This is a genomic window from Neobacillus phoenicis (assembly GCF_047302305.1).
Taxonomy (GTDB): Bacteria; Bacillota; Bacilli; order Bacillales; family Cytobacillaceae; genus Neobacillus.
The window spans coordinates 3,863,801-3,878,887 of the sequence record NZ_CP154847.1; the positions used below are offsets into that span (position 1 = coordinate 3,863,801).

The window sequence follows — 15,087 nt, forward strand, 5'->3', positions numbered from 1 at the left end:
AAACCTGCTTTACCAACAAAATAACGCATTGGAATTCATATGTGAATTCCAATGCGTTAATATTTGCGATTTACTTGTTTGCACCTTTATAGTAAACCCGTTATTTCTATTTTTTGTGGTTTTAGTGTTTATTACTTTGTTATAAGTAGGGCATTTACCAAAATTTATTCCTTCAACCCAGCTGATAAATTGGAGCCTTTAATAAAATAGCTCTGGAACAAAAAGAAAATAAGAATGATAGGAATCAGAACCATTACTGACATGGCCATCAAATAATTCCATTGGGTTTGCACACTACCTTTAAAAGTTTGAAGGCCCAGCTGCAATGTATAAAGCTTTTCATCGCTAAGATACAACAGTGGAGTTAACAGGTCATTCCATGCACCTGTAAAGGAAAAAATGGCAACCGTAAGTAACGCAGGCTTAACTAGAGGCATAACGATGTACCACCAAATGCGGAAATGGCTTGCACCGTCCATTATGGCAGCCTCACTGAGTTCGTTCGGTACTGTCATCATAAATTGCCGAATCAGAAAAATATTAAAAGCACTACCTAAAAAAGCAGGTACAATTAACGGTAGATACGTATTGACCCATCCTAATTTTGAAAAAAGTATGTATTGTGGGATCAAGGTCACAAATCCAGGTATAATCATGGTCGAAAGAACAAGAACAAAAAGCACATTCCTCCCTTTAAAATGAACCTTTGCAAACCCATAAGCAACAAAAGAGTTGATTAAAACATTCCCTACCGTGCTGGCAACGGCAATTAGTAAGGTGTTCATACTCCATCTTGTAAAATCCCCCGTTTTCCAAGCATCAATATAATTGGAAAATTGGAAATGCTTCGGAAAAAAAGAGGGTGGAAACTGCAAAATCTCCTGTGTTGATTTTAAGGAAGTAGAAATCATCCACCAAAGTGGTGTCAATAATACGATGCTCCCTAATAGTAAAATGAGAAATACAACCAAATTCTTAAGGTTCCATTCCTTCTTACGATAAAAGGTTAATTCTCTTGAATCTCTCATTTTCCATCTCCCCCCTCATAGAAAACCCATTTCTTTCCTGCTTTTAAATTCAGTACGGTTAACACCATGATAATAACAAAAAGGAACCACGCCATGGCAGACGCATATCCCATATCAAATGATTTAAACGCATTGTTCCACATGTGCAGATTATAGAAGAGCATAGAATTAGCTGGACCTCCGCTGCCATTTTGGGTCATCACATATGCTTCCTGAAAAATTTGAAAAGAACCGATTGTACTGGTAATCACATCAAAGAAAATGATAGGTGTAATCAACGGAAGGGTGATATGAAAGAACTTTTGCCTACTGTTCGCTCCATCTAATTCAGCTGATTCATACAAGGATGGTGAAATACCTTGCATTCGGCCGAGATATAATAACATCCCGCCACCCACACTCCACATTTTCATCAAGATTAAAGCTGGTTTTGTCCACTTAGGATCGAATAGCCAGTTAGGACCTTCGATTCCAAACATATGTAAGAATTGGTTAACTAGTCCCGTAGAAGGGCTTAACAGTTGCATCCATAAAAAGTAAACCGCTACCCCCGATAGGATAGCAGGAAGATAAAAAATGGTACGAAAAACTTTTATTCCTTTTATTCTTTGATTCATTAAAACCGCAGCAAAAATTGCCCCGGCTGTAGTTAAAGGAACAGAAAAAATAACATAATAGAGGGTATTCCACAGGGAAGTCCAAAACATATCATCCAAGGTGAACATCTTTTTGTAATTATCTAGACCGATAAAATTCATCTTTGAGGTAATATTGTAATCTGTAAAACTGGCAAAAAGAACAAATAGTAAAGGCCCGGCTGTTAACCCTACAAATCCCACAAGCCAAGGTAAAATAAAAACATAGCCAGTAACATTTCTTTTCCATTTCACTCGGGAAACATTAGAGGGAATGGCCGCTTTAGAAGCCTTTTGGGTAAGTTGAATTTTTGGTAGTGTTGTATCGATTTGCTTCATTGTCGCTTTAACCTTCCTTTCTTTATACACGAAGAGAAGCTCGATAGCTTCTCTTCTCGCATACTATTTCTTCATCTTTTCTACATCTTTTTCCGCCTTCTCCAAAGCATTCGAAGGTGAACTTTTACCTTGAGTTGCAGCCTCTGCTATCGGATTAATCCGGTTTTGATAATCAGGATAATGAATAGGAACTGGCGACATCGTGGTGTATTGTAAGGCGTTAACCGCTTCTTGATAGACTTTTTTGGAATCACCCGTTAAATCCTTCAAAGCACTTTCAGCGCCATTAATATTAGCGACGTTATCATAATTCTTTTCAGCCCAATATTTTTGTGCTTTTTCACCGGTCAAATATTTAATAAATTCAACTGCTTCTTTCGGATGCTTGGCACCTTTAGGAACCTCAGCAACGAATCCGCCTCCATCGCTCCAATGTTTACTATTCTCATTGAAAGAAGGAATTGGGGCTACACCAAAGTTCATCTTCGTGCCTGAATCACGGATTTGTGTATAGAATGTTGCCACATCTGTATACATAGCAACTTTTCCTGAAATAAACGGATTGGCTTGTCCATTGCTGAATTCAGCTTGATAATTTTGGATCGTTTTATCCCCGTAATGCTTTTGCCAATCTGCCAGCCACTCTAGTGCTTTTACTTTGTTAGGGGTATTAATTTTTAACTTTCCATTTTCAATATAGCCCTTTCCGTTATCGGCATTTTTTAGCCAGCTTGGCGCTCCAAAGCCCCCAAACAATGGATAAAATCCGATTCTAGTAAATTGTCCGTCTTGCTTCCTATCGAGTTTCTGTGCATATTCCTCTAATTCTTCCCACGTTTTAGGCGGTGTATTGGGGTCTAATCCAGCCTCTTTAAAGGCATCTATATTATAGAAAAGCAACCTAGTATCCGTGGTGAACGGAACGGCGTAAGGCTTCCCTTTATATAAAACCGTATCCCATAAATTCGGGTAGAATTGCTTTTTGAAGGTATCTGCTTTTATGTACATTGATAAATCTTCTGCTTGATTGTTTTCCGCGCGCTGGGCCACACTATTAATATCATTAATGACAACATCTGCAGGATTTCCTGCTGCAACTGCGGCAAGATTTTTGGTCCAAATATCTCCCCAAGGGATAAATGTATGTTTCACAATGATTCTATCTTGTGATTGATTAAAATCATTAACGATTTTTTCAATGACCGGCCTTCTTGTTTCTGAGCCCCAAAAGGTCCAAAAGTTGACTACTACCTTCCCTTTTGTGTTAGCCGCTTCCGTTTTACTGGAACAGCCTGATAGGATCGTTGATAAAATGAGGATTACTACTAATAAAAAACTACTAATCTTTTTTGTCATTTGACCATGCCTCCTTAGATGTTTTGTTTTTTTATAAAAAACAACCCGATTACACTAGGAGGAATACCCACGTATTTGTCTAATAAACCTGCTTATTGTCAAAATAGGAAGAAAGTACGAGAATTGCATGTAGCCAAGGAGAGTTCCCTAACCAGCAAAAATTGCTTCAGTAAAATACATGTTCGGCCTTTTGATGCCTTGAAACAAACTTATTATTAGTAACCCAGAACCGCCAAGGATAGTCCCGGGCTTCACCAGAGTTGTCAATTCCAATTCTTTTTCCCGCCGAAATGCTTTCTGGACTGTAGCCTTTGGTAAGATACAACGGGGGAATCGTTAAAGGGTGCCCATAGTCCTCCATTGTAATCCCCAATGATTTTGTCAGTTTGCCGGGTCCATTTGTCAGCCCTGTCAGATCGTCCATTCCTCTCCGGATTTTCATAAGCTCTATACCGTACAGAGGTTCGAGTGCACGAACCAAAACGGCTTCTGGTTTTTCTTCACCTCCGCTGACAACATTAAAGAGGCAATGTGTATGCATTAAATAAGTATAGGCAATTCCGGAACGGTGGAACATGACCTCTGTTCGTGCAGTCCTTTTGTTATTATAACTGTGTGCCGCCCTGTCATCTGGACCGATGTAAGCTTCTGTTTCAACAATGTATCCAGCCGTAATACCCTCGTTTGTTTCTTTAACAAGAAGGCACCCTAGCAATGCCTTAGCAAGTGTAATCGTAGGTTGTTCATAAAATAAAGCAGGTAACGGAATAAAGTTCTTTGAAATATCTTCCAATTGATTTACCTCCTTTAGCTATTTCTTTTCTTCTACTTTATATTTACCCGTGTTTCTTTTATTTAATAGGCAGCTTGGGAATATTACAATAAGGTCATTTGCATAAATTTTTACGATATGGGAGGAAATCAATGGGAATTGTGACAGGAGCAAAATTTCATCTATATAAAGAGAAAATATTATCTTTACAGTTGCCGTTATCCGATCATGACCTATTAAATTCAACTTTCTTATTAGAAAAAGATGTACAGAAAAAATTAGAGGTCTATTACACCCCTTTTGATTATATAAATGAGTACGCAAAGATGGTTATAGCAGGCATTACACCTGGACTCCACCAAATGAAAAAAGCGTATACAACTGTTATTGAGAATAGACATTTAAGTGACGAGGAACTACTTCATCAAGTTAAAAAAAGTGCAAGCTTTGAGGGATCAATGAGAAACAACCTTATTTCCATGCTTGATGAACTTGAATTGCCGAGATATCTAGGCATTTCATCTTCAAGCCAACTTTTTGGTGAAGCCAGTCATCTTGTTTACACTACCTCCATCCTTCCATATGCAGTATTTTACAATCACCAAAATTTTAACGGTTCAAGGCCCAATATTCTAAAAACTGACATACTATTGGCATATGTAAATAAATATTTTATGAAAGATATCTCTAAGATTGAAAATCCATTGATAATCCCTCTAGGTGTGAATGTTAGTAAAGTTCTTACCTATTTTTATAATGAAATACCTATTTTGAGAGGATTCCCTCATCCTTCAGGGAGTAACGGCCATCGGCACAGACAATTCCGCGAGAATAAAGAGGATATGAGTAGACAAATCGAGAATTATTTTACAGACCATTCGTTAGGAGTATAGTACATATGGAAAAAATCGCTGTCATTTCAGATATTCATGGAAATATCCCTGCACTAGAATCCGTGCTTAGTGATATCAATTCTAGAAACATTAAGAGAATTATTTGCCTAGGTGATTTGGTAGGCAAAGGCCCCCAATCTAGTATGGCCATACAAATAATCCAAAAGCATTGTGAACGTGTGATTAGAGGAAATTGGGATGATTTTTTTCCTAAACCCCAAGAAGCGGCCACAATTAAGTGGCATCAAAACCAATTAACCATAGACCAAATGGATTATTTAAAAAACCTCCCCTTTTCCGTTGAGTTTATGATGAGCGGAAAACTAGTCAGAATGTTTCATGCATCACCCAAAAGTGTGTATGAAAGAATACAGCCATGGGACTCGATCGAACGACGCTTAAGTATGTTCGAAAACACTGCATTCACAGAAAATATAGCTGGAGAAAGGGAGCCAGATGTCGTTTGTTATGGAGATATTCATAATGCTTATCAGCAAAATATAAAAGGTAAAACTTTATGCAATGTCGGTAGCGTTGGTAATCCACTTGATCTCACTCAAGCCTCCTATGCCATACTTGAGGGAGCATATAACCAAACTGAAAAAGGAGTGTTTTCGATACAGCTTGTTCGTGTTCCATATGATATAGAATTATCAATCCAATTAGCTAAAGAAGCGGCAATGCCCGAGCTTGAAGAATATATTCAGGAATTAACGACGGCAAAATATAGAGGGTTAAATAAATAGTGGAATTTTTAAAGGCATGAATTCGAGTAAGTCTCGAACTCATGCCAAAGAGTGGTTCTAATCATACGCGCCAAATTTTCGTATTTAGAACAAATCAAGCTGCCCCACTATTTTTGTCCCATGTACCTCACTTATTTTAAGTTTACTAGTGATAAAATTTAGGTTTCTGTCTGTAATTCCACCACCGGGCATTATGGTGATTTTGTCTTTCGCATAATCTACATATTCCTTCAATCGACTTAGATTGTCTTCAATTGAACTAGAACTTGGCCCTCCATGAGTTAAAATCCGATTCACACCATGCTCAGCAAGCCAATCAATAGCATCAAGTTGATATTCGGGTATAACATGATCAAATGCCATATGAAAGGTGACATCAAGCCCTTTCGCAGATTCCAGCAACTGGAGCATAGGCTTCTCATCTATCCAGCCAGAACGATTCAAACAGCCAATAACCACTCCGTCTGTCCCTAACTCTTTTAAATGTACAATATCATTATGCATAATCTCGATTTCTTCTTGGGAATAGATGAAGTTTCCACCTCTAGGCCTAACCAAGATCATTACCTTCGTATGGTGAAGGTGACAATATGTAATGGTTTTTACAGCTACCCCGTGACTAACGGTGGTACCCCCTACTGACAGGTTGTCACATAGTTCAATTCGATTTCCACCACGCTCAATAGCCCTAGGAACCCATGTGAAATTCTCTACACAAACTTCTTTAAGCATACAATGTCATCCTTTTTGTTTGAAACTTAACCTTAGTATAATAATTAATAGTATACTGTTGAAGAAAAATATCCCCTCATTAAGGGACCAAATGTAAATTTATTAATAGTAAACAGTCGCTTAATTTACCTTCTTAGGCCCTTTCCAGTACATCTCACGCAAACGGTATTTTTGCAGTTTACCAGTAGCAGTTTTTGGTAATACTTCTACAAATTCAACTGATTTGGGAGCTTTAAAGTGGGCCATGGTATCTCTGCAGAATTGAATGATTTCCTCTTCCGTGACCACTGCTCCCGGCTTCTTTACAATAATCGCTTTTGGTACTTCGCCCCATTTTTCATCGGGAATGGCAATAACCGCCGTTTCTAATACAGGAGGATGCTGTATAACACACCTTCTACTTCTGTAGAAGAAATGTTTTCTCCGCCGGAAATAATCAAATCTTTGGCTCTGTCTTGAATTTCAATATACCCATCCGGATGCGTGACCGCTAAATCTCCAGTGTGGAACCAGCCATCTCTAATCGCTGCGGCTGTATTTTGCGGATCTTTATAATAGCCTGACATTACGACATTACCACGAGTAACGATTTCCCCTAACTCTCTTCCATTCCAGTCCACTTCTTCTCCGTCCTGGCGAACCACCTTTGTTTCTCCATTAAACGCGAGCTCAATCCCTTGTCTCGCCTTAATTGCGGCTTGTTCATCAGTGGATTTTGTATTAAATTCACTTTTCCATTCGCAATAAAGAATAAATGGTGAAGTTTCTGTCAGACCATACACATGGATCATATTTAAACCTAAGACTTCCTGTGCCTTTTGAATCAAAGCTGCTGCTGGAGGTGCACCTGCAGTCGCCATGCGTGGATGTGTCTTGACTTTTATTTCCTGTGCCTTAGAATCATTTACTAGCATATTCACGACGGTTGGTGCCCCACATAGCAATGAAATCTTTTTGTTTTCAAATAAATCAAGGATTAATGGTGGATCGACCTTGCGTAAGCAAACATGAGTAGCACCGGCCGCAGTTATGGCCCAAACTCCTCCCCATCCATTCGCGTGGAACATTGGCAATGTATGAAGATATACATCTTCTTGATTTACACCTAGGTGGTACATGAAATTAGCAGCATTCAAATAATTTCCACGGTGGGTTAGCATGACACCTTTTGGATTAGAAGTCGTTCCGCTCGTGTAATTTAATGTAAGCAGTTGATTTTCGTCGATTTGAACAGAGGTAAATTGCTCCTTTTCCATAGCATGCTGAATAAAGTTCTCATAATCAACGCCTTTTAATGTAGTATCATGGCCCGGTACCTTTACAATAACTATTTGACTTAATGAAAGGTTATCGACGATTTCCTCGATCGGTTCAGCAAACTCCTCATCGATGATTAGCATTTTTGCATCGCTGTGCTTGATAATATATTCTAAGTCTTTTGCTGTTAATCGATAATTCAACGGCACCATCACTGCACCAAGCTGGCAAATACCATAAAAACACTCCAACATGTAATGGGTGTTTGGCAGCATGACTGCAACATGGTCACCTTCTTGAATACCCTCCTGATACAATGCAGTAGAAAGTTGGTCGACACGTTGTCCAAATTCTTCGTATGTAAATTCTTTGTCACCATCAATCACTGCTGTCTTTTTTGGATAATACTTGATTGCTCTCCGTTTCCAGTCCAGTGGTGTTAGTGGTGAAAACATATAATCCCTCCTTCAATGTTTTTAGAAAATTCTTATAATATTTTCTCTGTTGTTCCAATTTATTCCTCTAAGATTATTAAAAAATCATATCCCAGCAAAAGAAAATATTGATGAAGAAGTAGTAAACATTGTTTTTGGGGCTAACGGGAAGGTTTCGAATATAACTTTAATGAGGGTGTCCCAAAAGTATAATTTTTAGGGACACCCCTTTTTTGTGCATAAAAAAATAAGAAAATCGTTCTTTTTGGTATAATTAAGTCACCACAACACAATTATCCGAGAAAGGAAAGATTTTCTTATGTACAAACAGTAAACACGAACCAATTAACACTTCCAATGGACATTCAAGTTTTAATTCCCCAAAAACACCTTGCCCGACTGATCAACTTTGCAGTCGATAAAATCAATCCTACTATTTTTTCGTCCCTGTATCCTGGTGGAGGTCGACCTCCATATCATCCACAAATGATGTTAAAAGTCATTCTTTATGCGTATTCAAATCGAATTTACTCGTCCAGAAAAATCGCGAAGCAGCTTAAGGAGAACATCATCATTATGTGGCTTTCGGGTGAGCAACAACCTGATTTCCGTACCATTAACCGATTCCGTTCTGAACGGTGAAAGAAGTAATTTATGAAACCTTCTTTTCCGTCGTTGACCTCCTTCATGAAGAAGGTTTAGTGAAGCTGGAGGACTATTTCTTGGACGGTACTAAGATTGAGGCGAATGCAAATAAGTATACCTTTGTGTGGCGTAAATCTACTGAAAAATATGATAAGAAACTCGATGAGAAATTCCAACAGATTATATTGGGTATCGAACAAGTGATGAAAGAAGACGAAGAAGCAGAACAGAGTCTAGACTTGGAGGGAAAATTAGAAGAATCACCAATTACTTCCGAGAAAATCGCTGATACCGTTAAGAAATTGGAGGAAAGGCTGGAACGGGATCCTAAGAACAAACCTTTAAAGAAAGCAAAGCGCCAGCTGGAGAAAGATCTACTGCCTAGAAAACAAAAGTATGAAGAACAAAAAGTGATATTAGAAGAGCGGAACAGTTTTTCAAAGGCCGATACCGATGCGACCTTTATGCGCATGAAAGAGGATCATATGATGAACGGTCAGCTAAAACCTGGCTATAATGTCCAAATTGGGACTGAAAATCAATTCATTGTTGGATTTAGCCTTCATCAACGTGCAGGGGACCCGGGCTGCCTAATCCCTCACTTGGACATATTAGAGAAGTATAACCGTCCAAAACCAAAGTCCATTATTGCCGATTCCGGTTATGGAAGCGAAGAAAATTATGCCCGTTGTGAAGAAGAGGAAATAGAAGCTTTAATCAAATACAACACTTTTGATAAAGAGCAAACCAAGGCATGGAAAGAACAAATTGGGCGAGTTGAAAATATGACATATAATGAAGAGTTAGATGAGTGGATTTGTTCAAATGGAAAACGTCTTGTGTTCCAATATGAAAGTCGTCGAAAATCAGACAATGGGTACGAATCCATCAAACCAGCATATCGATGTACGGAGTGCCTTAACTGCACGTTCCAAACTTCCTGCGCCAAAGACAAAGACACAAAGACCGTTCAGGTCTCAATAGAAAATCAAAAGCAACGAAAAGAAGTGTGAGAAAGGCTAACCTCTGAAGAAGGAGAACAAAAATACCGAAAAAGAAAAATCGATGTAGAACAGTCTTTGGACAAATTAAACACAACCAGGAGTTTAAGAGGTTTGCATTAAGAGGCCTATCCAAAAATACCACGGATTGGGGTCTTATTTGTGTTGCCCATAATCTAAAAAAATGGGAATCAACATCAAGGAAATTGATGAAGATAACGAAAAAATAGAGGGGATTTCTCTCTCTTAGGTAACATAAATTTCCAAGTAACACCAAATAATGAAGACAAATAAAAAACTAACTCAAAAGAGTCGTCATTCAACGACCTTTTGAGTCTGCCTCTTTTACTTATACTCTTTGTTTCTTTACGGATACCAACAAGATGCTAAATAGGACACACGCAATGCCAACCAAATGATACCAAAGGATTTTTTCTCCTAACATTAAAAACGAGAAACAAATGGCACTTACTGGCATGAATGCAGTAAATACTGCAGTTGCACCACTCGATAATACTTTAGCAGATTGATTGATCAGCAGTACCGCCACAACGGAAACAGCAACTGCTGATTAAATAACTAGAAACACATCATTTCCTGTAACTTTAGCAAAATCAAAAAGGAAAGCTTCTGAAACAGCAAAGGGAAAAGAGAGGATTGCTCCAATTGTGATGACGATGGTACTAACGGCAAGCGGACTGATCTCTTTCGAAACTAATTTTCCAAATGTAACAAAAAATGCTTCACCGGTTACAGCCAATAATATAAGGACATTCCCTAATAGAGAGTAAACCGTCCCAGATAAATTACCTGTTAATCCAAATATGTTTATAAATAACGTACCAGCTAATGCGATTCCAATCCCTAGCATTTGCTGGATGCCTAGTCTTTCCTTGAATATGAATACGGAGACAATCGCAACTAATGCAGGTGTTAAACTGGTTATTATTCCACTTTCTATTGCACTTGTATACTTGGAGCCAAGTAATAGAAAAATACTAAACAAGAACACTCCTAGAAAGGCCTGGATAAACAAGACCAATGCATCCTTTTTCGATAGGTTTGGAAACCTTTTTTCTTTTTTTAATAGAATAATGGTTAAAATAACTGCTGCAATGCCAAGCCTTAATTCCGAAAATAAGAATATGGGAAGAGTTGCCGCGGCTACTTTGTTAAGTGCCACAAACACACCGACAATACTCATCGCAATAATAGTTTTTATATATGCCATTCCTTTTGTTGTCATTTATTATCATTCTACTCCCCAATTTTAATTTTTAATGAGAAAGTTAATCCTGGATCCACTTAGTGTTCCAGGTAGAAACCAATTACATAAAACGATACATGGAAATTTGACGATCTTTGTGTTGTTCATAAAGCTTTTCAACCGTTTCTTGATTGGCCGCTTCTTGTATGCTAATTTCACGTTTTTTAATCGTAATCGATAAGAATAAAATATTTATGGTCATTTCTGTTCACTTCCTTTTTCAATTTAGCAGGAATATAATAATTTTTTTATGTTCTACAGAATCATTTTACTAATCTAACTCTATTTAAAACCGCAATAAATTTGTGTGTTTCCGCAATTATCAAGTATTATTCCGCCATGTAAGGGGCATTGGTTGAAAAAAATGGATAAAAAAACGACGAGCTATCCATACGTAAGTTTAGGTGGAAAAAAGTCTAATGAAAAAGGTGAGGGTGATTCAGGCAAAATGTCTTTGGCCAAGGGAACAAAGGTGAAAGCACAGGAAGAATTAAGTAATGGCATAAGAAAACTCCGGCCCAATAATGAGCCGGAGTCCTTAAGCCTGCTTTAATTCTAACTTTCGTGCAATCAGTGACAAAGAATAATTAACGATAAAATACATCAACGCGACAATTACAAAAAAAGGAATGACATATGATCCCTTTTGCGCATAAATTATTTGGCTGTTGTGTAATAAATCCGGCAACGCGAATGACGACAGCTAATGAGGTATCTTTAAGCAGAGAAATAAATTGACTAACAATAGGTGGAACCATTCTTCTTAGGGCTTGGGGCATGATGATATAGCGTAATGTCTGTATGAACTGCTGCCCATCCTGACGAGAAACACGATATAAAATTAATTTTTAATCCATTTATCCTTAATCTCATCGTACTTGCCTGAATCCTTCAGGCTTTTTAATGTTTTATTCGAAGCATCGACAAGCTCTTTATTGCCTTTTTTCACAGCTATCCCATAAGGTTCTTCAGTGAACGTTCCTCCGACCAGTTCAAAAGTCGGATCTTCTTCTACCATACCATAGAGGATTGCATCATCTGTAGTCAGAGCATCACCCTTACCTGCCTTTAAAGCTGTAAATGCTTCAGCATAGTTTTCGAATTCAAGTATGGATGTTTCAGGAGCTTTCTCACGAATATTTATAGAAGATGTCGACCCTTTAACAGCAAGAACGGTCGTTCCTTTTTTCAAGTCTTCAATACTCTTAACCTTGCTTCCTTTTTTCACAAGTAATGATTGGCCAGCGTCAAAATATACATCAGTAAAATCAACTTCTTTTTTACGTTCTTCAGTAATTGTCATGGTAGCGACTACTGCATCAACCTTGCCATTATTCAGGAGACCTACCCTAGTTTTTGAAGTAACCTCAACGTACTCAGGCTTAACATCCTTCCCAAACATTTCTTCGGCTAGCGCTTTGGAAAGATCGATATCAAACCCTTCCACCTCACCAGTCGATGGATTTTTCAATCCAAACAAACGGGTATCATATTTTACCCCAAAAACCATTTTTTTATCTTCCTTGATTTGTGCAAGTACATCCTTGCTTTTGCTTGTAGAGGCCTTGTCCCCGCCGCAGCCGGCAAGAAATAAGGCAGCCATTGTTGTGACTAACGCCATCTTAACGAATTTTTTTTCTTGAACATTCCATTTCCCCCTATTAATGATTTAATATACGGCTGAGAAATAAGCGAGCCCGTTCCTCACGGGGATTCTCATAAAATTCAGCCGGAACTGCTTCTTCTAATATTTGTCCTGCATCCATAAATACGATTCGGTCAACAACCTCCCGGGCAAAGCCCATTTCATGGGTTACTACGACCATCGTCATGCCTTCTCTGGCAAGGGTTTTCATTACATCTAGGACCTCCCCAATCATTTCGGGATCAAGTGCTGAGGTCGGTTCATCGAAAAGCATGATTTCCGGTTTCATTGCAAGGCCGCGGGCTATTGCTACTCGCTGCTGCTGGCCTCCGGAAAGCTGGGAAGGATAAGAATCAGCCTTATCTAATATACCTACCTTATCAAGATAATGTCTGGCTGTTTCCTTAGCTTCTTTTTCAGATTGCCCCAATACTTTCATAGGAGCAAGAGTGATATTTTCAAGCACTGTTTTGTGGGGATATAAATAAAAATGCTGAAAAACCATTCCAATATTACGTCTTAGCTTATTGATATCGGTTTTTTTATCCCCTCTGATATCCCATTTACGGTGAGTGTCCCGTCAGAGATTGATTCTAGATGATTGATACAGCGCAGCTAAGTACTTTTCCCTTAACCGGATGGTCCTATTACTACAACTGCTTCACCTTTATTGATTGTAAGATTAATATCTTTTAAGACTTGAAAATCCCCATAAAACTTATTTACTTGATTAAATACAATCATTCTTGACCTCCTGATATAAAACCAAATAATTATGTAAATTCAACTATTAACAATTTTCAGAATGACTGTTTTTTTGTAGAATTTTAGTACTTTCTAGTTAAATCGAATTAGAATGCTAGATATACAATGGGTGTACATACATATCGAAAGTTTATGACGCACGATTAAAGACAGTTCTATCGGTTACTTGATCAGTTTGGTCCTTATGACGCTCTTTAAAGACAGTTTCCTATTTCCTTCATCAGTTTTGTCCGTCAAGAAGGCAGCGCCTTTTACATATAATAAATATAGAAAAACGAAGGGAATTATCCCTTGGGTTTAGTCTTAATAACAGTATTATGCCCACCACTTATCAACCTTTAGTTCTCTTTGCACTTGTATTGGTGATTTTCCAAAGAGCTCTTTAAAGTCGATGTCGAATTCCAAAATTTTCAGCTCAGCATTCTGCAATATGTTATCAAGTTGTTGTCGTACTGCGAACAAATTCCCCCTTTATTACGATTGCCTAAAGTGATATTTATCATTTTTACAGGTTTTATGTTATTTTTGCAAATTATCAGAAATACAGGTTTTGGAAATTTCCTCTTTACGAGAAACTGAATTTCCATGCAGGGATACGGCAAACAGTAATTGTCTTGGTCAATCACCATAAAAGAAAAGGGTTAACTCAAGCCCATAATAAGCAGAAAGTTAACCCTTTTCTTATTTTTAGCTAATCGCTACAACCATTTCCTTCATATGTTCGATCGATTGCTTTGTAAACTCATCAAAGATATTCGTTTCTCCTTGAAGTCCAGAAGCCACGTAAGGATTTGATACCGCGGGCAGGAATTCCATCGTAATATATCCCTTATAATCCAGTTCTTTAAGAAGGGAAACAACTGGTCCAAAATCTGTTTGTCCTAATCCCGCCGCTTCCCTTGTGTTATCAGCGATGTGCACATGGGCAAGATAACGCGAAATTTTCTTGATTGATTCTGTCATACTTCGTTCTTCAATGCTCATGTGGAACAGATCAGCCATAATTCCTAACCCTTCTACATTTACTTCCTCAACAAAACTTAAGGCTAAAGACAGGTTATTAACTAAATAGGTCTCATAACGATTTAATGCTTCTATTGCCAGTGTGATTCCCTGTTCTTTTGCGTACAGCGCCGTTTCTCTCACACTCAAAACGGCATTATTCCACTCTTCTTCAAGAGTTGTTTCTGGGCTAAGTTTTCCAACACATGTAGGAACGACAATAACGGTTGAGGCATTTAGAGCTTTCGCTAAATCAACCGATTTTTTTACATATTCCACGGCGTTTTTTCTGACTTCTTCGTTTGATGAGGAAAGGTCTCTTTCAGGAGTATAAATTCCACAAATGGAGCTGCATTCCATTTTATACTGCTTTAAAAGCTCTTTGGTTTCCTCAACATCAATGGAATCTGGCTCGCCAGCCAGCTCAACACCCTGATAACCATATTTTTTCAACCTTTTTAAGCTATCTTCGAGACTTTCATTTCCGAAAATCCACTGTGTAGCACTGTATTTATACATTTGGATTCACCTCTTAGACTATGAAAAATCAGAGTTCCCAAACCACTGAGA

12 protein-coding genes and 5 pseudogenes are annotated in these 15,087 nt (G+C 38.1%); 4 read left to right on the top strand and 13 right to left on the bottom strand.

Features of this window, described 5'->3' with window-relative positions; genetic code table 11:
- Nucleotides 1–164: 164 nt before the first annotated feature.
- From AA0X95_RS19925 to AA0X95_RS19940, 4 genes are all read right to left on the bottom strand, one after another.
- Complete coding sequence (locus tag AA0X95_RS19925; RefSeq protein WP_413300905.1) at nt 165–1,028, bottom strand: carbohydrate ABC transporter permease; 864 nt, start codon at nt 1,026–1,028, stop codon at nt 165–167.
- Nucleotides 1,025–2,002 carry a carbohydrate ABC transporter permease gene (locus tag AA0X95_RS19930; protein ID WP_413300907.1) on the bottom strand — a complete coding sequence of 326 codons (978 nt, stop codon included), beginning with the start codon at nt 2,000–2,002 and terminating at the stop codon, nt 1,025–1,027. Before AA0X95_RS19930 ends, AA0X95_RS19925 begins: the two co-directional genes overlap by 4 nt.
- A 63-nt stretch (nt 2,003–2,065) precedes the next feature.
- A complete protein-coding gene (locus AA0X95_RS19935) occupies nt 2,066–3,358 on the bottom strand; it encodes an ABC transporter substrate-binding protein (protein ID WP_413300909.1) in 1,293 nt (430 codons plus the stop codon).
- 166 nt (nt 3,359–3,524) lie between these two features.
- Nucleotides 3,525–4,142, bottom strand: coding sequence for a DNA-3-methyladenine glycosylase (locus AA0X95_RS19940; RefSeq protein WP_413310127.1), 618 nt, complete (start codon nt 4,140–4,142; stop codon nt 3,525–3,527).
- A 140-nt stretch (nt 4,143–4,282) separates the two neighbouring features.
- Here AA0X95_RS19940 and AA0X95_RS19945 point away from each other — a divergent pair, with 140 nt between their 5' ends.
- Nucleotides 4,283–5,023, top strand: a complete 741-nt coding sequence (locus AA0X95_RS19945) for a hypothetical protein (RefSeq protein WP_413300911.1) — start codon at nt 4,283–4,285, stop codon at nt 5,021–5,023.
- Nucleotides 5,024–5,028: 5 nt separating this feature from the next.
- Entirely contained in the window at nt 5,029–5,769 is a 741-nt protein-coding gene (locus AA0X95_RS19950) for a metallophosphoesterase family protein (protein WP_413300913.1), read from the top strand.
- Nucleotides 5,770–5,853: 84 nt separating this feature from the next.
- Here the strand turns inward: AA0X95_RS19950 and AA0X95_RS19955 are convergent, their stop codons facing one another.
- Nucleotides 5,854–6,501, bottom strand: a complete 648-nt coding sequence (locus AA0X95_RS19955; RefSeq protein ID WP_413300915.1) for a copper homeostasis protein CutC — start codon at nt 6,499–6,501, stop codon at nt 5,854–5,856.
- A gap of 120 nt (nt 6,502–6,621) precedes the next feature.
- A pseudogene (locus AA0X95_RS19960) lies at nt 6,622–8,213 on the bottom strand (long-chain-fatty-acid--CoA ligase).
- A 336-nt stretch (nt 8,214–8,549) separates the two neighbouring features.
- Between AA0X95_RS19960 and AA0X95_RS19965 the strand changes: the two are divergent.
- Nucleotides 8,550–10,068: pseudogene (locus tag AA0X95_RS19965) on the top strand (IS1182 family transposase).
- A gap of 119 nt (nt 10,069–10,187) precedes the next feature.
- Here AA0X95_RS19965 and AA0X95_RS19970 read toward each other — a convergent pair.
- The 3 genes and pseudogenes from AA0X95_RS19970 to AA0X95_RS19980 form a co-directional block, all read right to left on the bottom strand.
- Nucleotides 10,188–10,391: pseudogene (locus tag AA0X95_RS19970) on the bottom strand (EamA family transporter); the annotation flags it as partial.
- Nucleotides 10,392–10,409: 18 nt separating this feature from the next.
- Nucleotides 10,410–11,084 (bottom strand): DMT family transporter, encoded by a 675-nt coding sequence (locus tag AA0X95_RS19975; protein WP_413300917.1) that lies wholly within the window; start codon nt 11,082–11,084, stop codon nt 10,410–10,412.
- 82 nt (nt 11,085–11,166) lie between these two features.
- Nucleotides 11,167–11,307, bottom strand: a complete 141-nt coding sequence (locus AA0X95_RS19980) for a YrzI family small protein (protein WP_413300919.1) — start codon at nt 11,305–11,307, stop codon at nt 11,167–11,169.
- A 153-nt stretch (nt 11,308–11,460) separates the two neighbouring features.
- On the opposite strand from AA0X95_RS19980, the gene AA0X95_RS19985 reads away from it, so the two are divergent.
- Nucleotides 11,461–11,658, top strand: coding sequence for a hypothetical protein (locus AA0X95_RS19985; protein WP_413300921.1), 198 nt, complete (start codon nt 11,461–11,463; stop codon nt 11,656–11,658).
- On the opposite strand, the pseudogene AA0X95_RS19990 reads toward AA0X95_RS19985, so the two are convergent.
- From AA0X95_RS19990 to AA0X95_RS20005, 4 genes and pseudogenes are all read right to left on the bottom strand, one after another.
- Nucleotides 11,644–11,911: pseudogene (locus AA0X95_RS19990) on the bottom strand (ABC transporter permease subunit); the annotation flags it as partial. The gene AA0X95_RS19985 and the pseudogene AA0X95_RS19990 overlap by 15 nt on opposite strands.
- A 35-nt stretch (nt 11,912–11,946) precedes the next feature.
- Nucleotides 11,947–12,726 carry a transporter substrate-binding domain-containing protein gene (locus tag AA0X95_RS19995; RefSeq protein ID WP_413300923.1) on the bottom strand — a complete coding sequence of 260 codons (780 nt, stop codon included), beginning with the start codon at nt 12,724–12,726 and terminating at the stop codon, nt 11,947–11,949.
- A 40-nt stretch (nt 12,727–12,766) separates the two neighbouring features.
- Nucleotides 12,767–13,494, bottom strand: a pseudogene (locus tag AA0X95_RS20000) (amino acid ABC transporter ATP-binding protein).
- Nucleotides 13,495–14,202: 708 nt separating this feature from the next.
- A complete protein-coding gene (locus AA0X95_RS20005) occupies nt 14,203–15,036 on the bottom strand; it encodes a TIM barrel protein (RefSeq protein WP_413300925.1) in 834 nt (277 codons plus the stop codon).
- Between the last annotated feature and the right edge of the window lie 51 nt (nt 15,037–15,087).